This window comes from Arthrobacter sp. 05T420 (assembly GCF_056396305.1).
In genome coordinates this window covers 79,467-100,997 of sequence record NZ_JBFTLG010000014.1, presented here as the reverse complement: position 1 = coordinate 100,997, position 21,531 = coordinate 79,467, and the positions used below count along the sequence as shown (strand labels likewise).

Sequence of the window (21,531 nt, the reverse complement as noted above, 5' to 3'; positions counted from 1 at the left end):
CGCTCCAACGTTACCTTTCGCCGGGCCTGCGCGGGCGGCGCCGTGCTGCCACCGCGTCCACAACGAGGGCCAGCATGAGCAGGAATGCCACCGGGAGCCCGTAGAGGGCAGCCGAGGTAATCCAGGCAGGCGCCACGACATTGTTCGACGCCATGGCCATGACAGCGCCGACGGCAGCGAGGGACAGCACAGCAAGCGTGGCCGCGATGATCATCAGAGGCCGCCGGGATCGCATGAGTGTCATGTGGGCAACGCTAACAGTCCAGCATCGCCCGCGCCTCAAGCCGCTATATTGAACCAGGCAGGATAACCTTGGAGATACAGACCAACACGGTCCGGGCAGTCATACCCTGAACCCGCGTATCCATGCGGATGCGGTGACCGCCGGCCGTGTCCCCGCAGAACGAAGAAGGTTGATTACGTGCCTACCGGCAAGGTCAAGTGGTATGACAAGGAAAAAGGCTTCGGATTCCTCGCGGGCGAGGACGGCCAGGAAGTCTTCCTGCCCAAGTCCGCGCTGCCCGAGGGCATCACGGAACTCAAGGCCGGAACGCGCGTTGAATTTGGTGTAGCCGACGGCCGCAAGGGCGCCCAGGCGCTCGGCCTGCGCGTGCTGGACAAGACGCCGTCCATCGCCAAGGCAAAGCGGCCCAGTGCCAGGGACCTTGCCCCGCTGGTGCAGGACCTCGTCAGCGTGCTGGACAACCTGTCCGGAACCTTGTCCGCGGGCAAGTACCCGGAAGGCAACAAGGGCAAGGCGATCGCAGCGGCCCTCCGCAAGGTTGCCGACGAGCTGGATGTATAAGGCTCTTGATGACTCAGGAACCTGATCAGTTGCCGGCGTCGGATGCCGGATCCGCCCTGCCCGCCGATTCCAAGGGAACCGGCTCAAAGCAGGGAAACCGCCCCCGCGCCGGCGTGCCCGTCTGGCGCACCGGCAAGCCTGACGCCTTCCTGGCCGCCGCCGTCGACGTCGCCCGCACTGCGGTGGAAGGCATTGCCCCCGCAGAGCAGGTCGGCGAGCACCTCGGTGCCCGCAGCGAAGGCGACCGCCTGGTGACCCACCTCTTCGAATCCAGGCTGCCCGGGTATCTGGGCTGGCAGTGGTACGCCGTGCTGACCCGCAACTCGCGGTCCAAGGTGGTCACGGTGGACGAACTCGGCCTCCTGCCGTCCGAAGACTCCATCCTGGCGCCGGCCTGGATTCCGTGGGCTGAGCGGGTCCGCCCGGAAGACGCGCAAGATGACGAGGCCGCCGACGAGGCGTCCGGCTCAGAAACGCCGTCGCAGGCATCCGACACCGGCGCCGACCCGCAGAACGATGCGGTGACCGACGAGCCCGACGACGACGAGACCGAAGGCGCGGAAACCGACGACGACGAGCGGGAACGCTCCGCGGACGAGGCCGACTAGCGGTTGACAGCGTCTAGGAGCGTGTCTGGGGAGGGCTGGGGCTGATGTCCACGTTCAAGTCCCTGCACATCCTGAACTATCGCATCTGGTTCCTCGGTGCGCTCATCTCCAACATCGGCACCTGGATGCAGCGCACTGCCCAGGACTGGCTGGTGTTCGCCCACCTGACGGCGCACGATGCCGGCGCGGTGGGGATCACCATGGCACTGCAGCTGGGTCCGCAGCTCTTCCTGGCGCCCGTAGCCGGACTTCTCGCCGATCGCTTCAACCGTAAGCGGCTCCTGGTGCTGACCCAATCTGCCATGGCGCTGCTGAGCGCCGGACTGGGCGTCCTGGTGGTCTCGGGCGCCGCCCAACTCTGGCACGTCTACGCTTTCGCCCTCATGCTCGGGGTGGTCTCCGCCCTGGACGCTCCCGTGCGGCAGACCTTCGTTTCGGAACTGGTCCGGGACGACTACCTCCCCAACGCCGTGGCACTGAACAGCGCTTCCTTTAACGTCGCCCGGATGATCGGCCCGGCAGTCGCCGGCGTGCTCACTGCCGTCGTGGGGCCCGGCTGGGTCTTCCTCATCAACACGCTGACCTTCGTCGCCATGTTGCTGAGCCTGGCGAAAATCCCTGCCGCGTCGCTGCGGCAGCTGCCTCGGGCACGGGCGGGCAAGGGCAGGATCCGGGAGGGCCTGCGCTACGTCCGGTTCCGCCCGGACCTCATCGTGGTGCTCGTGGCGATCTTCATCGTGGGAACCCTGGGGCTGAATTTCGCCCTGTTTATCGCGGCCATGGTGGGTACGGAATTCGGCCTCGACGCCGGGGCCTTCGGCCTGATGAATTCCATCATGGCCATCGGTTCGGTCGCCGGCGCGCTGTTGTCCGCCGGCCGCGGCAAGCCACGGATGCGGTTCATCTTCGGGGCGGCGGGGGCTTTCGGCGTGACCTCGGGCATCGCCGCAATGGCCCCAAACTACTTCTGGTACGGCGTCGCACTGGTGCCCGTGGGGCTGTTCGCGATCACCATGATGACGAGCGCCAACGCGTACGTCCAGACCACCACGGACCCCGCGATGCGGGGCCGGGTGATGGCGCTCTATATGGCAATATTCATGGGCGGAACCCCCATTGGGGCGCCGCTGGTCGGCTGGGTGGCAAACACCGCCGGCCCCCGCTGGTCCATGGCGGTTGCGGCGGGATCCGGTCTGCTGGCGGCCCTGATCGGGCTGGTGTGGATCATCCGGGCCAAGCACCTGCGGATCCACTTCAACCGCCGAGCACACGGGCTGCGGTACCTTCGCGTCGAAAGCGGGACCGGCGCCGCCAGCCCGGGTTCCCGGCAGGCCGGGCCGCAGGGTGGGCCGCCGGCCGGACGTGCCTGAAAACGACGGCGGCGCCGCCACAGCCTACGTTTTGATAGGCCGTGAGGACGCCGCCGGACGCGGAGGCTACTTCTTCAGTTCCGCCACGACGAAATCGATGCACTCGAGCAGCGCCGAGACATCGTCCGGCTCGATCGCCACAAAGGTGGCGATGCGCAGTTGGTTGCGGCCCAGCTTGCGGTACGGCTCGGTGTCGACGACGCCGTTTGCGCGCAGCACCTTGGCGATGGCCGAGGCATCGATCGATTCGTCGAAGTCGATCGTGGCGATCACGTTGGACCGGTCCTCGGCCTTGGCCACGAACGGCGTGGCGTAGCCGGACGCCTCGGCCCAGCGGTAGATGCGGCCGGCGGAATCCGCGGTGCGGCCGGCTGCGAAGTCCAGGCCGCCGTTGGCGTTGAGCCACTGCACCTGGGCATCCAGGGTCACCAGGGTGGCCAGCGCCGGGGTGTTGTAGGTCTGGTTCAGCCGGGAGTTGTCGATCGCCGTCTGGAGGTCCAGGAAGTCGGGGATCCAGCGGCTGCCTGCCTTGATCCGGGCCGCCCGCTCAAGCGCCGCGGGGGAGAATAGGCCAAGCCACAGGCCGCCGTCGGACGCGAAGTTCTTCTGCGGCGCAAAGTAGTACACATCGGACTCCGCCACGTCCACGTCCAGCCCTCCCGCGGCCGATGTCGCGTCGACCAGCACCAGCGAGCCCTCGTCAGCGCCCGCCACGCGCTGGACGGGGGCCGCCACGCCGGTTGAGGTTTCGTTCTGCGGCCACGCATAGACGTCGACGCCGGCCTCCGCCCGGGGGGAGGGGCGGGTGCCGGGTTCGGCCTTGATGATGGAGGACTCTGCGAGGAATGGCGCCTTGTTGGTGGCGGAGGCAAATTTTGAGCCGAACTCACCAAAGGACAGGTGCTGCGCCCTGTTCTCCACGAGTCCGAAGCTGGCAATGTCCCAGAACGCGGTGGATCCGCCCACGCCGAGCACCACTTCGTACCCTTCGGGCGCGCGGAAGAATTCGCTGAGGCCGCTGCGTACCGAGCCGACCAGGTTCTTTACCGGTGCCTGGCGGTGCGAAGTCCCCAGCAGCTTCGCCGATGCGGCGAGGGCGTCCAGCTGTTCCGGTCGGACCTTGGACGGACCGGCGCCGAACCGTCCGTCCTTGGGCAGGAGGTTGGCGGGGATCGTGATGCTGGTGTTGCTCACAGTGGCTCCAATATTCGGCTGGTTCGTGGCGTGGCTGAGAGGTGGCCTGGCAGGGATGGCTACAACGGACACCCCTTTTCATTCTTCCTGTTTTATTCTGCCTGACAGCCCACTGCGATTCGGAAATAGCCCTGTCATAGTCCTGTCATTGAGACGCCCGGAAACGGCCGGACTGCGGCACCGGGAGGGCAGCCCCGGTCCGAACGAAATATTATCCGGAGTAATTCAAAATAGGCTAGGCTGGCATGCGAACGTACGCGGTTCTCGCCAGGGCGCATCCTGCATGCAGCCCGCACGCGGTACGGTGGGAATGACGCTAGGACTGCGCTCGAGGAGCTGAGCTGAATGACGGATCTGATCGATACCACGGAGATGTATCTTCGGACCATTCTGGAACTTGAAGAAGAAAACATCGTTGCCCTCCGCGCCCGCATCGCAGAACGGCTTCGCCACTCCGGCCCCACTGTTTCCCAGACCATCGGCCGCATGGAACGTGACGGGCTTGTGGTTGTTTCGGGCGACCGGCATCTTGAACTGACCGAAACAGGGCGGAAACGCGCAATCGGCGTCATGCGCAAGCACCGCCTTGCGGAGCGCCTGCTCGCGGACGTGATCGGACTCGACTGGGCCTACGTCCATGAGGAAGCGTGCCGCTGGGAGCATGTCATGAGCGAACGCGTCGAGCGCAGAATCTTCGAGATGCTCGACCACCCGACCGTTTCGCCCTACGGAAACCCCATTCCGGGGCTTGCGGATCTTGGTGGTGTGCCCAATGGTGCTCCCACGGATAGGGCCGTGAACCTGCTGGAGGCCATGGCCGGCTACGGTGCTGGTTCGCGGATCACGGTCAACCGGCTCGCGGAACCGATCCAGGTGGAGCCGGAGCTTCTTACCCAGCTCGACGAGGGTGGAATCCGCCCCGGTGCCCTTCTCTCGCTGGAGCGGGTGGGGGAGTACATCTCGGTCCGCGTCCCCGATATCGAGGGCGCACTGGAGCTGCCGCCCGAGGTTGCCGCGCACGTCTTCGTAACTGTGGCCTGACCAGCAATAACTCGTCGGTCATGGGACGACCCATGAGTTCTGCACAATTGCGATTACGGATTTATTACCGGGCGGCTTAATCGCCTATAGTTAGTGGCCAGTACCGATACCAAAGCGTTACCTGATCCGAAGCCGAGCCCTGCCAGCGGATCAGTCGCGGAACCATCTCCTGGCAGGGGCGGGGGAACCACTTTCGGCTGCTACTTCAGCAGCCTTGGGGTGAAGTCCGTCAGCGGCAAGCAGCTTCCACCGAAGGATCCCCTGGGATGCCCCTGTGCCTGGCTGCTTGCAACGGCGGACCGGGTCTTTGATCTCTCTGACCCGAATCCGACAGCTAACTTCGCAGGCTCTCCAGAGAGGAACCGTTCTTGACCACCCAGACCGCCAGGGGCCGTCGCCGCGCGACCGGTCCCGCTCCGGAGCCGCGTCCCGTCGTCGAGCATATGGCCGAACGCCCGCGCGACGCGCACCGCGATGAACGGCGTCGCCGGCGCAGTCCGTTCCGCCAGGTAACGGAGTTTGCCTCGGCCAGCGGGGTCGGCCAGAAGGCCGGTATTGCCCTGGCCGCAACCGGTCTGGTTCTTACGGTGACGGTCCCCGTCACGAGCCCGGTGATGGCCTCCAACACCGCCGGATCCGGCGCTCTGTCCGCTGCCGTGCAGCCCGATGTCACGGCCGCCGCGGCCGCAAAGGTCGACTTCAGCCGGACCGCCGTCACCACCAAGGGCGATCCGGATGGGAAGCTAAAGCAGCTGCTCAGCGCCCAGTCTGTGGGCAGTATCACTCGCGCGGCTTCGGCAGGCACCCTTGGCGCGCCGCTGGATCATCTGGTCACGGCTTCGCCCTTCGGCTACCGTGTCAGCCCGATCACCGGGGGCGCGGGGGAGTTCCACCGCGGCCAGGATTTCGCTGCCCAGTGCGGCACGGCGGTCCATGCGGCTGCCAGCGGCACTGTGACGTTCAACGGATGGCATCCCTTCGGCGGTGGAAACCGGGTGGTCATTGACCACGGCAACGGCCTGGAGACCACGTACAACCACCTGTCCTCGGCCTCGGTCAAGGTCGGCCAGAAGGTGTCGCGCGGTGACGTCATCGCGATGAGCGGGACCACCGGCGCCTCCACGGGCTGCCACCTCCACTTTGAAGTGATGGTCAACGGCGAAGTCGTTGACCCCCTCGGCTGGCTCTAAATAGACGATGGGCCGCTCTCAAGTGCTTGTGACACGCCGTGATCTGAATGTGACATTGGGCCCGGACTCCTGTAGGGTTTGAAGCACGCCAACTTTTCCGAAGTTGGCGCTCTTGAGTGGATTGCCTAGCTCTGCCACCGCTCAAGGTCCGTTCGCATTACATCGTCTGGCAGGGGCGGGGGAACCAATTTTGGCCTTCGAAAGAAGGCCTTGGGGTTAAGTCGCAAAGCTTCCCAGGAAGCAGCGCGGCCGGGTGACTCCCATCCGAATCCGACAGCTCACCTCGTAGGCATTGGGAGAGGCTACTTTCGTGTCTTCACGCCACAATTCTGCGCGCATGCGCACCGGCGAGGTTCTTTCGAGCCCGCTGGAATCCACATCACGTGCCGCCCTTGTCGGCGCCCGGATTGGATCACGTTCCGCAGGCTCAATCTCTACCGAGTCCGGACCGCATGCAGTTTCCGCTTTTGGCGCGTCTTCGCAGTACACCCTTCGCTAAGTAACCCATTTCGGGGCGATCCGGCGTACCCCCAAGATGCCGGAGCGTCCTCAAACCGTGCCCGAAAGCGCGCGGTCCAAGGATCACGAAAGAGAGAACTTAATGACTACTCGTGCAACCGTTGCACGGCACCGCGCCGAGGTCACCAAGACCAACTCGCTGGCTGTTATTGCCAAGGCTGTCGGCGACAACGCCGGCGGCATGGGCCGTCAGGCCGCGGTCATCGCCGCAGCCTCCGGTCTGGTTCTGACCAGCGGAATCGCAGCCAACGCTGCTGAGACCAATGTTCAGCGCGAATCCACCTCCGCTTCGGCCCTGGAAGTCCAGTCCGCTGCTCCGGCCACCATCTCGGCCGCGTCCACCATCGCGATCTCCTACGAGAAGCCCGCTGTGACCACGTCGCCGGCTCCGGTCGTCGAGGCTCCCAAGCCCGTCGTGAAGGTCCAGGACTCCACTGCCACCCGCGCCGGTGGCACCGCGCTGGGCGTCAGCGGCGGCGTCGCTGCCCAGGCTCCCGCCGGCATCGGAAGCGGCGCCGGCGCGACCATCGCTGCCGCTGCCTACGCACAGCTCGGCGTGGCGCAGGACTGCACCGCCCTCGCCACCAACGCCCTGGCCGCGGCCGGCATCCACTACCACGGCTGGCCGGCAGGCTACCTGTCCCTCGGCCGCACCGTCAGCGCTGCCGAGGCACGCCCGGGCGACCTCGCCTACTACCAGAACGGCGGCGTGGGCATGGCTCACATCGCGGTTTACGTCGGCAACGGCATGGCAGTCCACGGCGGCTGGAACGGCGGCACCACCGCGCTGTACAGCGTAAACGTCGGCTCCGGCCCGGTCTTCATCCGCGTCGGCGGCTAAGTAAGACCCGCAGCACCTTCGAAAGACCCCCGCCTGTTGGCGGGGGTCTTTTGCGTTGCCGTGCAGTGAACTTTCCGCGCTGAGGACATCACCGACGAAAAAATATTCGGTGATCCGGCACCCGAGTGTTTACTCTTGTGTAATCGATCCATAGCCCGACCATGCAGAGGGCAGCCGGCCCTCGTGCCGCTGGCGGGTGCGGCCGTGAAGAGGTATGCGGATGCGCACTCTCGTTCTGAATGCTGGATATGAACCCCTGGCGGTCATCACCTTCCGCCGGGCGCTCGTCCTTGTCCTCACCGGAAAGGCCAGCGTGGTGGCCGAAGGGGACGACCCCGTTGTCGGACCCCAGGACATTCTGGGCCGCCCGTCCGTGATCCTGCTCAACCGCTACATCCGGCCGAGATACAACACCATGACAACGGTGAGCCGTCGCGGTGTGCTCCGACGCGATGCCCACCGCTGCGCCTACTGCGGCAAGGCTGCCCACACCATCGACCACGTCCAGCCAAAATCCCGGGGCGGGGCCGATTCCTGGGAGAACCTGGTGGCGGCGTGCCTGCGGTGCAACAACGCCAAGAGCGACCACACGCCAGCGGAGATGGGCTGGAAGCTTGGGTTTGTTCCGGGCCCACCCAAGGGCGCCATCTGGCAGATCAAAGAACTCGAGAAGCCGACGCCGGCCTGGGATCCGTTCCTGCTGCCTGAATCAGCTGCCTGAACAGTTGTTCCCTGACCCAGCTCCCTGAACTGTGTTGCCCGTACTGCCGCCTGAACGTCTGAGGGGCCCGCCACGCCTCATTCGCCGGCAGCGGCCGCCGCGCTAGGCTGAACCGGTGGAATTCGATGCCATCATTCTCGCCGGGGGGCGGTCCTCCCGCCTGGGCGGCGTGCCCAAATCCGGGCTGATCTACGACGGCGCAACCCTCCTTGAGCGGTCACTGCGCGCCGCGGGCGCTGCGGGACGCATCGTCGTCGTCGGGCCCGACCCCGGCGACCTGCCCGAAGGCGTGCTGACCTGCAGGGAAGACCCGCCCTTCGCGGGGCCCGCCGCGGCCATCGCCGCGGGCCTGGCCGCGCTGGCCGCCCACCAGGCCGGCGGGGACCAAGCAGCCGCACCGTCACCGTTCACCCTGGTTCTTGCCTGTGACATGCCGCGCTCGGCCGAGGCGGTCCGCGCCCTGGCCGCAGCACTGGGCGAACCGCTGGCCGCCTCTGCCGCAGTCGCGCCGGAACGGGCGCCGGAACGGGCGCCAGAACGGGAAGGCAGCGACGGGGTCATGGCCGTCTCGACCGACGGCCGGAAGCAACCACTCGCAGGGTTTTATGGCACGGCCGTGCTACAACGTTGCGTCGCGGACGCCGCGGGCAGGAGCGGCCTGGAAAACGCGTCCGTCTTCGCCCTTCTTGCTAGGCTGGACGTGCGGGAAGTTCGCGTTCCCCCCGGTTCCACAGATGATGTTGACACCTGGGATGACGCGTCCGCATTGGGGGTATCCGGGAGGATTCCAGACCACGGTCCGGGCCCCGGTCTGGAACTCCGCAGCTGAACTCGACCATGGAGGCAAACGGTGAAGAGCCAGGATGAAACGCTTGAAGACTGGTGCCGTGCCCTGCTCCAGGCCCTGGAGCTGGAAGGCGTTGAGATTGACGTGAACGAGGTTCTCGCCTTGGCCGGGGTGGCCGCCCACTCCGTGGTGCGCCCGGCGGCGCCGCTGACCACATTCATTGCCGGCTTTGCCGCCGGTCTGGCCTCCGGCTCGGGGCAGGCCACGGATTCGGTGTCCATGGAGGCCGCGATGGCCGTGGCGCGCCGGCTCGCCAAAGACTACGCAGCCGCCGAAGCTTCCGGGGCATGACGGATACGGCCCCGGACGGCAGCGGACCCCTCGCCGCCGCAGGGGGTGATGCAGTCAGAGATGGCGGTGGAGATGCAGGCGGAAATGGAGTCAGAGATGGGGTCCGAGGCGGCCTCGAAGACGGCCCCATAGGCCCCGGCATCCAGACGGATCCAGACATCGCGGAGGGGTACACTGCCGGCCAGGACACGACGGACCAGAATGCAGGGGACCCGGACGCGGCGGATACTGGCCAGGACACAGTCGACGACGACGAGTCAGAGGAGCCGCACAGGCACCTGGCCCACACGTGGCAGGAGGCCCGGCAACTCGCGTTCGACTGTGCCGCTCCCATCCCGGCCGCCCCCGTCCCGCTCCGGCAGGCGCTGGGCCGGACCCTCGCCGCGGACGTCGTCGCCCTGCAGGACATGCCCCATTACGCCTCCTCTGCCATGGACGGCTGGGCGGTCAACGGCAGCGGTCCCTGGATCCTGGCCGAACCCATCCAGAGGCTGGCACCCCATCAGGCAAGCCCGATTGCCACCGGCGGCCTCATTCCGGCCGGGGCCAAGGCGGTGCTGCGCAGCGAAAGCGGCGTCATCGACGCCGACGAGGACGGCCTGCCCGTCCTGAAACTGGGCGGCTCCGCGAAACCCGGCGACCCTCGGAACGGGGACCACATCAGGAAAGCGGGGGAGGAAGCCGCCGCCGGAGACCTCCTGATTAGAGGTGGCACCGTCCTGAATCCCGCGCATCTGGCTCTCGCCGCGCTGGCCGGAAGCGACACCCTTCCGGTGCTCGGCAGGGCCGTGGTGCGGCTCGTCCTCACCGGCTCGGAGGTCGTGACGTCCGGGATGCCGGCTCCCGGTCAGGTTCGGGACACCTTCGGACCCCAACTGGCAGCCGTGGTGGGAGTGCTCGGCGGGATCTGCACCGAGGAAGTGAAAATCGGCGACACCTACGCCGAATGGCTCGCCGCGCTCGAGGATACAGATCCTGCCGCAGAGAGCCTGCCTGCCGACGTCGTCATCACCACCGGCGGCACGGGCCGCTCCGGAACGGACCACCTCCGGCGTTCGGTCGCCGAGCTCGGCGGACGCCTGCTGATCGACGGGGTGGCCATGCGCCCGGGCCACCCCGCCGTGCTGGCCGAACTGCCGGACGGCCGGTACATTCTCGGCCTACCGGGAAACCCGCTAGCGGCCATGATGGCACTGTCCACGATCGGAGCCCCGCTCCTCGCGGCCTTGGGGCACGGGCCCATCCCACCACTCAGCGAGGTGCCCTGCGGCTCGACGATTGACGCCGATCCGGGCCGGACGCGGCTCATGCCCTTCCGGCTGCTCTATGGGATGGCGTCGCCGGCGCAGCACACCGGCCCGGGCATGATGCGGGGCTTGGCCGCCGCCGACGGCGTGCTGGTTGTCCAGCCCCACGGCGTGCAGCTGGGGGAACTGGTCCCCGCCTTCGCACTCCCGTGGGGTGCGCCGCTGCCTGACCCTGCGCCCGCGCCCGCCGCGCAGAAGCCGGCGGCGAAGCGGACCGCCAGGAAGACCACGGCCAGCGACGGGCCGGTGGACTGGAGCGCCCTCCTGGGCTGAGCCCAGGTTGAACTCTGGTTGAGCTCTGGTGGAGCTCTGGCCCGCTGCGCTGGCTTCAGGATCAGGCACTTACAATGATGGAACCAGCCAAAGAATCACCACAACCGCACAACATGTTGCATAGGAGCACCGGATGGGCCGTGTCACGCAGCGCCGCAAGGTGCACAAGATCGTCCTCGACGGGTCCCCGCAGGCCCTCGAATTCCCGGTCCGGCACCGGGAAGACGTCCTCGCCGTCGAGGAACCGCTGGAAATCCGGCTCGGAAATATGTCTTTTTCCGTCACCATGCGGACGCCGGGCAATGACTTCGACCTCGTCGCAGGGTTCCTCGTCTCAGAAGGGATCATCTGGGCCCCCGAACAGCTGGTCTCGCTCAGGTTTTGCGCCGGCGAAGACGCCGACGGCATTCAAACCTTCAACGTCGTGGAGGCTCAACTCCGGCCCGACGTCGTCCGGCCTGAGACCGGACGAAACGTCTTTACCTCCAGTTCCTGCGGGATATGCGGGACGGACTCGATCGATGCCGTGCGCAAGTCCTCGCACTACAGCCCGGCACAGGATCCGTTGACAGTTCCGGTGGAAACGCTCGCGGCCCTCCCGGACACCCTCAGGTCCGCCCAGGAGGTCTTTGACGTCACCGGTGGCGTGCACGCCGCCGGACTCTTCAGGATTTCCGACGACGGCTCGGCCGAGCTGCTGTGCCTGCGCGAAGACGTCGGACGGCACAACGCGGTGGACAAGGTGGTGGGCTGGGCGCTCCGCGAAGGCCTGCTGCCGCTCCGGGGCACCGTGCTACAGGTGTCCGGCAGGGCATCGTTCGAGCTCGTCCAAAAGGCGGCCCTCGCCGGAATCCCGGTCCTTGCCGCCGTCAGTGCCCCCTCCAGCCTGGCCGTCGAGCTGGCCGACGCCAGCGGTATGACACTGGCCGGCTTCAGCCGCCGGACCAGCCTAAACGTCTACGCTGGCCAGCAGCGCGTCGCGGTTCCGGCCCCCGCGGCCGGCTGACGGCAACACTTGGCCAACAGGTTCCCCACGGCGTAAGTTTTATCCATCGATTGGAGCCAATCGGACCACCAGCGCTGAAGAGGATCACATTGCACGACGACCGCCGTCTTACGGAAGTCCGGCTGGACCGCTTTCTGCGTGACCGCATCGCCCCGGCCGTCTACCCGCGCAGCATCCCGTTGACCCTGAGCAGCTGGGACGCGCCGGACGAACCCGTGCCGGCGCTGGAGGCCCTGCGGCAGGAGTTCACGGCGCAGGAACACGGCGCGGCGTGGGGCCGGCCCTGGAGCACCAAGTGGCTCCGGCTCCGGGGTGAGGTGCCGGAGGGTTGGGGAACCACAGCTGGCACGTCGGTGGAAATCCTCGTTGACCTGGGTTTCAGGGGCGATCTCCCGGGCTTCCAGTGCGAAGGCATCGCCTGGCGGTCCGACGGGACCATCATCAAGGCCATTTCGCCACGGAACCAGTACATCCCGCTCAAGCTCCTGGGCTCGGGCATGGCGGTCGACTTCTACGTCGAAGCCGCGGCCAACCCCGACCTGTCCCAGAACTGGACCTTCGCCGCCACCCCCTACGGCGACAAAGCGACGTCGGGCAATGAACCGAAATACCGGCTCGGCCGGATCGCCATCGCCGAACGCAACCAGACCGTCTGGGAACTGCAGCAGGACATCCTCACCCTGGCCGGGCTGATGCACGAGCTGCCCATGGAGCTGCCCCGCCGCCACGAAATCCTGCGGGCGCTCGAACGCATGCTGGACATCATGGACCCCGACGACGTTGCCGGTACCGCAGCGGCCGGACGGACGGCCCTCACCGACGTTCTGTCCCGGCCGGCCTACGCCTCGGCGCACCAACTCGTGGCCACGGGCCATGCCCACATCGATTCGGCCTGGTTGTGGCCGGTACGGGAAACAATCCGCAAGTGCGCCCGGACGTTCTCCAACGTCGTCGCGCTGATGGACGAGCATCCCGATTTCATTTTTTCGTGTTCCTCGGCCCAACAGCTCGCGTGGATGAAAGAGTACTATCCGGAACTCTTCGGGCGCATCCGGGACAAGGTCCGCGCCGGACAGTTCGTTCCCGTCGGCGGGATGTGGGTCGAATCAGACTCCAACATGCCCGGCGGCGAGGCCATGGCACGGCAGTTCCTCGAGGGCAAGAGCTTTTTCCTGGCCGAATTCGGGGTGGAATGCGAGGAAGCGTGGCTCCCGGACACGTTCGGGTATTCCGCGGCGCTGCCGCAGATCATCAAGGCCGCGGGCAGCCGCTGGTTCCTGACGCAGAAGATCTCATGGAACCAGGTCAACAAGATGCCCCACCACACCTTCAACTGGGAGGGAATCGACGGCTCCCGTATCTTCACCCATTTCCCGCCGGTGGACACCTACAACTCCGATCTCGGTGCCCGGGACTTGGCGCACGCAGAACGGAACTACCGGGACCACGGCCGCGGAGGCACCTCGCTGGTTCCGTTCGGCTACGGCGACGGCGGCGGCGGGCCAACACGCGAGATGCTGGCCGCGGCACAGCGCACGGCGGACCTGGAGGGGGCCCCGAAAGTGCGGCTCGGCTCGGCAGCCAGCTTCTTTGGCCAGGCCCAGGCCGAGTATGAGCCCCTGCCGGTCTGGGTGGGGGAGATGTATCTGGAACTGCACCGCGGCACCTACACCAGCCAGGCCAGGACCAAGCTGGGAAACCGGCGCAGCGAGCACCTTCTCCGGGAGGCAGAACTCTGGTGCGCCACCGCGGCAGTGCGTGCCGGGCACAACTACCCGGCGGCGGAGCTCAAGCGCCTCTGGCAACTGGTCCTGCTGCAGCAGTTCCATGACATCCTGCCTGGAAGTTCCATCGCATGGGTCCACCAGGACGCCGAACGGAACTACGCCGCCGTCGAACGGGGTCTTGAAGCGATCATCGCCGACGCTGCGGCTGCGGCGCTCGGCTCCGGCAGCCGGGAGTTCCTCCTCAACGCTGCCCCGCAGGAGCGCCGGGGCGTGCCTGCCCTGGCCGTTGCGGAGCCGGTCCGGCCCGGGCAGCCGGTAGAGGTCACCGAAGCGGACGGCGGCTACATCCTGGACAACGGCATCATCCGGGCAGTGGTGGATGCCAACGGACTGCTGGCCTCGCTCACAGACCGCGCCACGGGACGCGAGGCGATTGCTCCCGGTGAGTTCGGCAACCTCCTGGAACTCCACCGGGACACACCGAATGAATGGGACGCGTGGGACATCGACGCCTTCTACCGCAGGAACGTTGTCCGACTGGTCGGGGCGCATTCGGTGACACTGGAGCGCGACCCCCGAGCGGAAAGCCCCGACGCCGTCGTGGTGGTGGAGCGGTTGGCAGGCTCCTCGCCTCTGACCCAACGGATAACACTCGCGGCGGGCGCCGACTCGCTCGCGATCACCACTGAGGTGGACTGGCAGGAGAGAGAAAAACTGCTCAAGCTGGGATTTGCCTTGGACGTCAAAGCAGACCGCTCGGCGGCAGAGACGCAGTTCGGGCACGTGTTCCGCCCCACCCATGTCAACACGTCCTGGGAAGCTGCGAAATTCGAGATCTGCGCCCACCGCTGGATCCACGTCGCCGAGCCCGGCTACGGGGTGGCCATCTCCAACGCTTCCAGCTACGGCCACGACGTCACCCGCAACGTCCGGGAGGACGACGGCGGGACCACCACCACAGTGCGGCTTTCGCTCCTGCGGGCCCCGCAGTTCCCGGATCCGTCCGCGGACCAGGGCAGGCACGAGCTTCGCGTCACGATCCGCCCGGGCGCCACCATCGCGGACGCCGTCGAGGAGGGCTACCGCACCAATCTGGCCCCGCGGGTGGTGCAGGGGGCCCACGGTGTGGAGCCGCTGGTAACCGTGGTCAACCGGGCCCTCGTGGTTGAAGCGGTCAAACTCGCTGAAGACGGCTCCGGCGACGTGATTGTCCGGGTGTACGAATCCTTGGGAGAGCGCTCAACAGGTCTCCTGAAGGCTAATTTCCCGGTCCGCGGGCTGCACGCCGTGGACCTGTTGGAACGGCCCGTCGACGCCCCGGGCGTGACGGCAGGCCCCGACTCCGCCGAGCTCACGCTGCGGCCGTTCCAGCTGGTCACGCTTCGGTTTGTCCGCTGACGGCTTGGGGCCGACTGTCCCGACCTCCCGCAGGGACAAGCCCGCCGGGACAACACCCGCCGGGACAACACCCGAGGGTAAAACCTGAAACTCCCTTAAACAGGCTGAGTGGGAGCGGTCCTTGCGGACCGCTACCACTCATCCCCCCAATGGCGCTTGGACGGCTGCCTCTGCCTCGCACGGCTGACTTCCGTACACGAAGCGATTGCCGCTTTCACACATTCATGATTCTTTCACGGTCTAATGATTTTGTGAATGCCTATCGCTGGTTCTTGCGTAATGTTGCGCCATTGTTGCCAGTTTTCTTGGCGGCGAGCCCGGAAGCCCAGAACAGACCGAGGCCCAGGACATAGCCCACGACGGCCAAATAGTTGACGGTCTGCTGCGCGAGGAGCCAGGTTTCGGGGCCGAAGGAGGCGGGGAGGCTCAAAGTGGTGGCGATGGCGCCGAGGCATGTCAGGAGGGCTGCGGCACGCACCAGCCGCGGCAACTGGCTCCTGGTGGTGGCTAGCAATGCCGGCAGCAGTGCGAGGGAAACGAAGGCAGGATAAGTGCGCCCTGCCGCGGCATAGAACGGCGCCAGGACGGCGTTGCGTCCACCGTTGTCCGTGATGCCGAGCATGCCGGCCGAGGACCCGCGGGTGTCCATGAGGAAGAAGGTCAGGGCCACGGCGGCAGCACTGACCGCCAGGGCCCAGCGTCCGGGCGGCCCCGCGATGAGGTGGTAGCCGCGCTCGTCTGTCAGTCCCTGCGCCACGCGCAAACCGACCAGCAGGACGGCGGCGAACACGAGGAAACGCAAGATCAGGTGGGTGAGGTTCCATCCGCCCAGCGCCGCGTCGATCGCCACGTAGGGGCCGGGCACCGAGAGCAGGCTGCACAGGGTGGCGAGAAACAGTATCCAGAAAACGGTCCTGTTGCGCCCCCGGATCGCATCCGGGAGGCGGAGCAGGAGCACCACGGTACAGATGATCAGCGTGCCCCACTGGAGGGTTGCAATCATTCCGTGTTCTCCCACATCGCTTGCCTGCTCAGCCCCAAGATGGTCAGGTCATGCCAGCTTGCTTCTTAGTCGCCCGCTTAGCAAGCGTCTTGGCCAACCAGATCAGGGACAGTCCCAGGACGATGCACAGGACGGCCGAGTAGTTCAGGACGAACCGCATGAATCCGAGGGACGGGGGAATGACCGGAGAGAGCAGGCTCAGGGTGATGGCCACGGTGCCCAGCGCGAGCAATGCCGCGCTGGACCGGACGAGGACCGGGAGGCGGCTGCGCAGGGTCCGCACCATGGCCGGAAATAGGGCCACGGTGATGAACGCCGGGTAGAGTCGCCCGGCGGCCCCGTAATACTCCACCAGGGCGGCATTGCGGTCACTCTTGGCGGCCAGGGCCACCAGCCCGGCCGAGGAGCCGGCAGTGTCCATCATGAAGAAGACGGCCGCCACCGCGGCCGAGGCACCCGCGGCTACTACGATTCCAATAGGGCCGGTGATGAGCCGCAGGGCGTCGTCGGCGCTGAAGCCCCGGGCCAGCCGGAATCCCAGGAAGAAGATGCCGGCGAAAATGATGAAGCGCAGCACCAGGTTGGCGATGTTCAGGCCTCCCAGGACGTGGTCCACGGCCTCATACGGGGCATCGATGCTGAGCAGGATTGCCAAGGTCATTAGCGCAAAGATGGCGAACAGGGACCGGTTTTCGCCTCGGAGGACGCTGGGCACGCGGGCGAGCGTGGCGGCGCTGCAGACCCCCAGCGTGGTCCACTGCAGCGTCGTGATCATCCGAGGTTCTCCCAAATTTTTTCTGTTTGTGCTTGCTCCTGCTCGTGGCGCCGCAGCGCTTTGCCGAGCGCCTGAAGCCGCTCCCCGGCCAGGACACTAAGTTCTCCATCGGAGAGGGCATCCAACGCGGCCTGCTTGGCCCCTGGCGTCCAGCCGGCCTCAGCCTCTGTTATCAAGCCCGTGGCGACGAGCCCGCCCGTGAAGCCTACGCCCGCCGCTCGGGCGGTCGCGACCGCCAGCTCGGGGGAGAGCCTGTTGGCTGTGAGCTGGGCCGAGTAATTTTGCGGTGCGACGCCGGTGGCAGCCGAAACCCGGTGACGCAACTCACCGTCGTCAATCGCGTCCACCCAGTTCCGGACGGAAGTGGCGTGCGGGGCGGGTGTCAACGCCGGGGTCATGGAGCTGCCGTGGTCGCCGTAGCCTCCGTAGGCGGGGGAGGAACGGGAAATGACTCCGCGCAAGAGGTCCATGGTGGCAACCTGGCTGACGAGTTCGGCCGGGGTGGGTTGCTGCGGCGCGGCGGTGAGGTCCGCATAGTGGTCGAAGGAGCCGAGTTCCACCAGCGGACTCAAATCCAGGGCCCGGCTGATGCTGACCAGGGTGGATTCGGCCACTTTCCCGCGCACTAGCTGCTGGGCAAGGGTGGTGCGCTTGATCCCGGAGATCCTACAGATATCGGCTGTGCTCGCCGATGGGGCAACCCGATGAAGCCAGAGTTGGAACGCCTTTGCGGGTAGTGGCATCTAGGGCTTCCTGCGGAGTCGATGGGCAGTATGGCTACTGGCATGCGGTGGGGCAGCGGAGATTGAGGCGGGGCGTGGAAGCGGTGCGGCGGTGTGGGCTGTGATTTTACGTGAGGTCCTAATTCAACTATGCTAAATGGTCGAACCCGCTGGTCCGTACACCCCCCAAGTCCGGACCGGCGGGTTCTTCTATGCCCGGCTGGTTTTCGGCCGCCGGGACGGGCGGGTTCTGCCCGTCGGGGCGGTCCGTTTGGGCCGCAGTGAGAGGATTAACTAATGACTGCAACCCTTGTTGCCAAGGACCTTTCCGGTGGTCACGATCACCGCACACTCTTCTCAAAGCTGTCCCTGACCGTAGCACCCGGAGACGTCGTCGGCGTCGTGGGCGCCAACGGTGCCGGTAAGTCCACCCTGCTGCGCCTGCTGGCCGGCGTCGACGATCCGCAGGAAGGCACCGTGAGCCTGGCACCCTCCGACGCCTTCGTGGGCTGGCTGCCGCAGGAACACGAACGGATCGCCGGCGAAACCGTCGGCGAATATATCGCCCGGCGCACAGGCTGCGCGCAGGCCACCCTGGAGATGGAGTCCACCGCAGAGGCGCTGGGCTCCGGCGCGCCCGGCTCCGATGACGCCTACTCGCTGGCCTTCGACCGCTGGATGGCCTCCGGCGCCGCCGACCTGGAGGACCGCATCCCGTCCGTCCTGGCGGACCTTGGCCTTGAGGTGGGGCCCGACGCCGGAATGACCGGACTCTCCGGCGGCCAGGCGGCCCGCGTGGCGCTCGCCGCCCTGCTGCTGAGCCGGTTCGACATCGTGCTCCTGGACGAACCCACCAATGACCTGGACCTGAACGGCCTGGCCAAGCTGGAGGCCTTCGTGCAGGGCCTCCGCGGCGGCGCCGTCCTGGTCTCGCATGACCGCGAGTTCCTGGCACGCTGCGTCACCACCATCGTGGAACTGGACCTCGCCCAGAACTCGGTGGCGGTCTACGACGGCGGCTACGAGGCTTACCTGGAGGAACGCGCCGTGGCCCGCCGGCACGCCCGGGAACGCTTCGAGGAATACGCCAACACCAAGGCCGACCTCGTTTCCCGGGCCCGCACACAGCGCGAATGGAGCTCCCAGGGCGTGCGGAATGCCATGAAGAAAAACCCGGACAATGACAAGATCCGGCGCGCCGCCAGCACCGAGTCCTCCGAGAAGCAGGGCCAGAAGGTCCGGCAGATGGAGTCCCGCATCGCGCGGCTTGAAGAAGTTGAAGAGCCGCGCAAGGAATGGCAGCTGCAGTTCAGCATCGGGGCGGCCCCCCGCTCCAGCGCCGTCGTGGCCACCCTGCGCGACGCCGTCGCACAGCAGGGCGGCTTCACCCTGGGCCCGGTGAACCTGCAGCTGAACGCGGGGGAGCGGATCGGGATCACCGGCCCCAACGGCGCCGGCAAATCCACCCTGCTCCGGCTCCTGCTCGGCGTCCAGCAGCCCGACTCCGGTGACGCCTCCATGGGTGCGTCCGTGGCCGTCGGCGAGATCGACCAGGCGCGTGGCCTGCTGGCCGGCGAGCTATTGCTGTCAGACGCCGTCGAAGCCGTGCTGACCGAGCAGACCCCGGCGGAGGTGCGCACCCTGCTGGCCAAGTTCGGCCTCAAAGCCGATCACACCGGCCGGTCCGTCGATTCCCTCTCACCGGGGGAACGGACCCGGGCAGCCCTGGCGCTGCTGCAGGCCCGCGGCGTGAACCTGCTGGTGCTGGACGAACCCACCAACCACCTCGACCTGCCGGCCATTGAACAGCTCGAGGAAGCCCTCGACAGTTACGACGGCGCACTGCTGCTGGTCACCCACGACCGCCGGCTGCTGGAAAACGTCCGCCTCGACGCGCGCTGGAACGTCACGAACGGCGTCGTCACCGAACTGCACTCCGATGCCCCGAAAGGCAACACCAAATGAGCATGGACCGGGTCGCCTGGAGTTCCCTCTACAACATCACCCGCGCCTCCAGCGGGTCCAAGCCGTTCTCCAAGGAGACGCTGAAGCGCGTCTTCAGTTTTGCCCGCCCCCACCGCGGCAAACTGATCGCATTCGTGCTGCTGTCCATCGTGATGGCGTTCCTGGCTGTCGCCACCCCGGTCCTCGCCGGGCAGGTGGTTGACGAGATCATCGCCCACGCGGATACCGGAACGGTGATCTGGCTTGCTGTCCTGATCGCCATCGTCGCCGTGGCAGAGGCGGGGCTGGGCCTCGTGACGCGCTGGCTGTCCTCCACGATCGGCGAAGGCGTGATCGTGGACCTGCGTACCAAGGTCTTCGACCACGTCCAGAAGATGCCGATCGCGTTCTTCACCAGAACGCGGACTGGGGCCCTGGTCAGCCGGCTGAACAACGATGTCATTGGTGCGCAGTCGGCCTTCGCCGGCACGCTCTCCGGCGTGGTCAGCAATGTCGTGGCCCTGGCGCTGACCCTTGCGGTGATGCTGAACAAGTCGTGGCTGGTGACAGTGCTCGCCATGATCCTGCTGCCGATCTTCCTGATCCCGGCCCGCCGCATGGGCTCCAAACTGGCCGATCTGCGGCGCGAAGCCGCCGAACACAACGCCACCATGGGCACCCAGATGACCGAGCGCTTCTCCGCGCCCGGCGCCACCCTGGTCAAGCTCTTCGGCCGCCCAGACGAGGAATCTCGAGAGTTCGCCCTCCGGGCCGGCCGGGTCCGGGACATCGGCGTCCGCACCGCCATGCTGCAGTTCACCTTTGTCACGGCGTTGACGCTGGTCTCGGCCCTGGCCCTGGCCCTGGTCTACGGACTGGGTGGCTCGCTGGCACTCTCCGGGCAACTGGCCGCGGGCGACGTCGTGGTGCTCGCGCTGCTGCTCACCCGCCTGTACGCGCCGCTTACGGCACTGTCGAGCGCACGGGTGGAAGTCATGAGCGCCCTGGTCAGCTTCGAGCGCGTCTTTGAGATCCTGGACCTCAAGCCGCTCATCCAGCAGAAGCCGGACGCCGTGGCTTCCCCGCCGGGTCCGCTCTCGGTGGAGTTCGACGATGTCCGTTTCGCCTACCCCTCGGCAGAGAAGGTCTCGCTGGCCTCCCTGGAGGATGTGCTGACCCTGGACACCCGAGGCGGCGAGGAAGTGCTGCACGGCATCAGCTTCCGGGTGGAGCCCGGGCAGACGGTGGCCCTGGTCGGCTCCTCGGGAGCGGGCAAGTCCACCATCGCGCAGCTCCTTTCGCGCCTGTACGACGTCGACTCCGGCGCCATCCGCTTCGGCGGCACCACGCCCGGCACCGACGTGGACGTCCGCGACCTCACGTTCGACTCGATGCGCGCCACGCTCGGCATGGTGACGCAGGACGGGCATCTGTTCCACGAGAGCATCGCCTCCAACCTGCGCCTGGCCCGGCCGGAGGCCACCGAGGAGCAGATGTGGGATGCGCTGCGGCGTGCCCGGCTCGAAGACATGATCCGTTCCCTGCCCGATGGCCTGGACACCGTGGTGGGGGAGCGCGGCTACCGGCTCTCGGGCGGCGAGCGGCAACGCCTGACGATCGCCCGGCTGCTCATCGCGCAGCCTCGGGTGGTCATCCTGGACGAGGCCACCGCCGCGCTGGACTCCACCAACGAGGCCGCCGTCCAGGAGGCGCTGGGCGCCGCGCTGGAAGGCCGCACAGCCGTCGTGATCGCGCACAGGCTCTCGACGATCCGCGCAGCCGACGCGATCCTCGTAGTGGAGGACGGATCGATCGTGGAGCGCGGTACGCACCGGGAGCTCCTCGCCGCCGGGGGCCGCTATGCGGAGCTGTACCGGACACAGTTCTCCGAGGCCACTGCTGTCGCCGAGGAGGCTGTGCCCGGGTAACTGGGCTGGGGTGCTTGGAGG

At 66.9% G+C, this 21,531-nt stretch carries 19 protein-coding genes and 2 riboswitches; of the genes, 14 read left to right on the top strand and 5 right to left on the bottom strand.

What is annotated here, in order from left to right:
- Positions 1-10 precede the first annotated feature (10 nt).
- Positions 11-244 carry a hypothetical protein gene (locus tag AC1DEM_RS14570; RefSeq protein ID WP_476885028.1) on the bottom strand — a complete coding sequence of 78 codons (234 nt, stop codon included), beginning with the start codon at positions 242-244 and terminating at the stop codon, positions 11-13.
- A gap of 177 nt (positions 245-421) precedes the next feature.
- Between AC1DEM_RS14570 and AC1DEM_RS14565 the strand changes: the two genes are divergently transcribed.
- Genes AC1DEM_RS14565 through AC1DEM_RS14555 form a run of 3 tightly spaced genes read left to right on the top strand, consistent with a single transcriptional unit; the run spans position 422 to position 2,783 of the window.
- The gene (locus tag AC1DEM_RS14565) at positions 422-805 is read left to right on the top strand and encodes a cold-shock protein (RefSeq protein WP_018776003.1); all 384 of its coding nucleotides are present in this window, start codon (positions 422-424) and stop codon (positions 803-805) included.
- An 8-nt stretch (positions 806-813) separates the two neighbouring features.
- The gene (locus AC1DEM_RS14560) at positions 814-1,413 is read left to right on the top strand and encodes a DUF3027 domain-containing protein (RefSeq protein ID WP_476885027.1); all 600 of its coding nucleotides are present in this window, start codon (positions 814-816) and stop codon (positions 1,411-1,413) included.
- A 44-nt stretch (positions 1,414-1,457) separates the two neighbouring features.
- Positions 1,458-2,783, top strand: a complete 1,326-nt coding sequence (locus AC1DEM_RS14555; protein ID WP_476885026.1) for an MFS transporter — start codon at positions 1,458-1,460, stop codon at positions 2,781-2,783.
- 66 nt (positions 2,784-2,849) lie between these two features.
- Here the strand turns inward: AC1DEM_RS14555 and serC are convergent, their stop codons facing one another.
- Positions 2,850-3,977, bottom strand: a complete 1,128-nt coding sequence (gene serC / locus AC1DEM_RS14550; RefSeq protein WP_476885025.1) for a phosphoserine transaminase — start codon at positions 3,975-3,977, stop codon at positions 2,850-2,852.
- 345 nt (positions 3,978-4,322) lie between these two features.
- Here serC and AC1DEM_RS14545 point away from each other — a divergent pair, with 345 nt between their 5' ends.
- From AC1DEM_RS14545 to AC1DEM_RS14505, 9 genes are all read left to right on the top strand, one after another.
- On the top strand, positions 4,323-5,018 hold the full coding sequence (locus AC1DEM_RS14545; RefSeq protein WP_476885024.1) for an iron-dependent transcriptional repressor DtxR: 696 nt from the start codon (positions 4,323-4,325) through the stop codon (positions 5,016-5,018).
- 150 nt (positions 5,019-5,168) lie between these two features.
- Positions 5,169-5,382: riboswitch (cyclic di-AMP (ydaO/yuaA leader) on the top strand.
- Between the two features lie 4 nt (positions 5,383-5,386).
- Complete coding sequence (locus tag AC1DEM_RS14540) at positions 5,387-6,208, top strand: M23 family metallopeptidase (protein ID WP_476885023.1); 822 nt, start codon at positions 5,387-5,389, stop codon at positions 6,206-6,208.
- Positions 6,209-6,344: 136 nt separating this feature from the next.
- Positions 6,345-6,514: riboswitch (cyclic di-AMP (ydaO/yuaA leader) on the top strand.
- Between the two features lie 295 nt (positions 6,515-6,809).
- Positions 6,810-7,568: an NlpC/P60 family protein gene (locus AC1DEM_RS14535; RefSeq protein ID WP_476885022.1), complete on the top strand. Its 759-nt coding sequence runs from the start codon at positions 6,810-6,812 to the stop codon at positions 7,566-7,568.
- A gap of 220 nt (positions 7,569-7,788) precedes the next feature.
- Positions 7,789-8,289: an HNH endonuclease gene (locus AC1DEM_RS14530; protein ID WP_476885021.1), complete on the top strand. Its 501-nt coding sequence runs from the start codon at positions 7,789-7,791 to the stop codon at positions 8,287-8,289.
- A 115-nt stretch (positions 8,290-8,404) separates the two neighbouring features.
- Positions 8,405-9,118, top strand: coding sequence for a molybdenum cofactor guanylyltransferase (gene mobA / locus AC1DEM_RS14525; protein ID WP_476885020.1), 714 nt, complete (start codon positions 8,405-8,407; stop codon positions 9,116-9,118).
- 21 nt (positions 9,119-9,139) lie between these two features.
- Positions 9,140-9,427, top strand: coding sequence for a DUF6457 domain-containing protein (locus tag AC1DEM_RS14520; RefSeq protein ID WP_476885019.1), 288 nt, complete (start codon positions 9,140-9,142; stop codon positions 9,425-9,427).
- Positions 9,424-11,007, top strand: coding sequence for a molybdopterin molybdotransferase MoeA (locus AC1DEM_RS14515; protein WP_476885018.1), 1,584 nt, complete (start codon positions 9,424-9,426; stop codon positions 11,005-11,007). The genes AC1DEM_RS14520 and AC1DEM_RS14515 overlap by 4 nt, the downstream gene beginning before the upstream one ends.
- 133 nt (positions 11,008-11,140) lie before the next feature.
- Positions 11,141-12,013, top strand: a complete 873-nt coding sequence (fdhD, locus tag AC1DEM_RS14510) for a formate dehydrogenase accessory sulfurtransferase FdhD (protein WP_476885017.1) — start codon at positions 11,141-11,143, stop codon at positions 12,011-12,013.
- A gap of 89 nt (positions 12,014-12,102) precedes the next feature.
- Positions 12,103-15,138 carry an alpha-mannosidase gene (locus tag AC1DEM_RS14505; RefSeq protein WP_476885016.1) on the top strand — a complete coding sequence of 1,012 codons (3,036 nt, stop codon included), beginning with the start codon at positions 12,103-12,105 and terminating at the stop codon, positions 15,136-15,138.
- A 259-nt stretch (positions 15,139-15,397) separates the two neighbouring features.
- Here AC1DEM_RS14505 and AC1DEM_RS14500 read toward each other — a convergent pair whose 3' ends face one another.
- Genes AC1DEM_RS14500 through AC1DEM_RS14490 form a run of 3 tightly spaced genes read right to left on the bottom strand, consistent with a single transcriptional unit; the run spans position 15,398 to position 17,659 of the window.
- Entirely contained in the window at positions 15,398-16,141 is a 744-nt protein-coding gene (locus AC1DEM_RS14500) for a hypothetical protein (RefSeq protein ID WP_476885015.1), read from the bottom strand.
- Positions 16,142-16,184: 43 nt separating this feature from the next.
- Positions 16,185-16,916: a hypothetical protein gene (locus tag AC1DEM_RS14495; protein WP_476885014.1), complete on the bottom strand. Its 732-nt coding sequence runs from the start codon at positions 16,914-16,916 to the stop codon at positions 16,185-16,187.
- On the bottom strand, positions 16,913-17,659 hold the full coding sequence (locus AC1DEM_RS14490; RefSeq protein WP_476885013.1) for a hypothetical protein: 747 nt from the start codon (positions 17,657-17,659) through the stop codon (positions 16,913-16,915). The genes AC1DEM_RS14495 and AC1DEM_RS14490 overlap by 4 nt, the downstream gene beginning before the upstream one ends.
- A 276-nt stretch (positions 17,660-17,935) precedes the next feature.
- Between AC1DEM_RS14490 and AC1DEM_RS14485 the strand changes: the two genes are divergently transcribed.
- Complete coding sequence (locus AC1DEM_RS14485) at positions 17,936-19,603, top strand: ABC-F family ATP-binding cassette domain-containing protein (protein ID WP_476885012.1); 1,668 nt, start codon at positions 17,936-17,938, stop codon at positions 19,601-19,603.
- Positions 19,600-21,510 (top strand): ABC transporter ATP-binding protein, encoded by a 1,911-nt coding sequence (locus AC1DEM_RS14480; RefSeq protein ID WP_476885011.1) that lies wholly within the window; start codon positions 19,600-19,602, stop codon positions 21,508-21,510. Before AC1DEM_RS14485 ends, AC1DEM_RS14480 begins: the two co-directional genes overlap by 4 nt.
- The last annotated feature ends 21 nt before the right edge of the window (positions 21,511-21,531 follow it).

Coding starts and splice junctions, on each gene's coding strand:
- AC1DEM_RS14535 (WP_476885022.1), top strand. CDS start 6,810: ATGACTACTCGTGCAACCGTTGCACGGCACCGCGCCGAGGTCACCAAG.
- AC1DEM_RS14490 (WP_476885013.1), bottom strand. CDS start 17,659: ATGCCACTACCCGCAAAGGCGTTCCAACTCTGGCTTCATCGGGTTGCC.
- AC1DEM_RS14515 (WP_476885018.1), top strand. CDS start 9,424: ATGACGGATACGGCCCCGGACGGCAGCGGACCCCTCGCCGCCGCAGGG.
- AC1DEM_RS14530 (WP_476885021.1), top strand. CDS start 7,789: ATGCGCACTCTCGTTCTGAATGCTGGATATGAACCCCTGGCGGTCATC.
- AC1DEM_RS14485 (WP_476885012.1), top strand. CDS start 17,936: ATGACTGCAACCCTTGTTGCCAAGGACCTTTCCGGTGGTCACGATCAC.
- AC1DEM_RS14570 (WP_476885028.1), bottom strand. CDS start 244: ATGACACTCATGCGATCCCGGCGGCCTCTGATGATCATCGCGGCCACG.
- fdhD (WP_476885017.1), top strand. CDS start 11,141: ATGGGCCGTGTCACGCAGCGCCGCAAGGTGCACAAGATCGTCCTCGAC.
- AC1DEM_RS14545 (WP_476885024.1), top strand. CDS start 4,323: ATGACGGATCTGATCGATACCACGGAGATGTATCTTCGGACCATTCTG.
- AC1DEM_RS14500 (WP_476885015.1), bottom strand. CDS start 16,141: ATGATTGCAACCCTCCAGTGGGGCACGCTGATCATCTGTACCGTGGTG.
- AC1DEM_RS14555 (WP_476885026.1), top strand. CDS start 1,458: ATGTCCACGTTCAAGTCCCTGCACATCCTGAACTATCGCATCTGGTTC.
- AC1DEM_RS14560 (WP_476885027.1), top strand. CDS start 814: ATGACTCAGGAACCTGATCAGTTGCCGGCGTCGGATGCCGGATCCGCC.
- AC1DEM_RS14495 (WP_476885014.1), bottom strand. CDS start 16,916: ATGATCACGACGCTGCAGTGGACCACGCTGGGGGTCTGCAGCGCCGCC.
- AC1DEM_RS14480 (WP_476885011.1), top strand. CDS start 19,600: ATGAGCATGGACCGGGTCGCCTGGAGTTCCCTCTACAACATCACCCGC.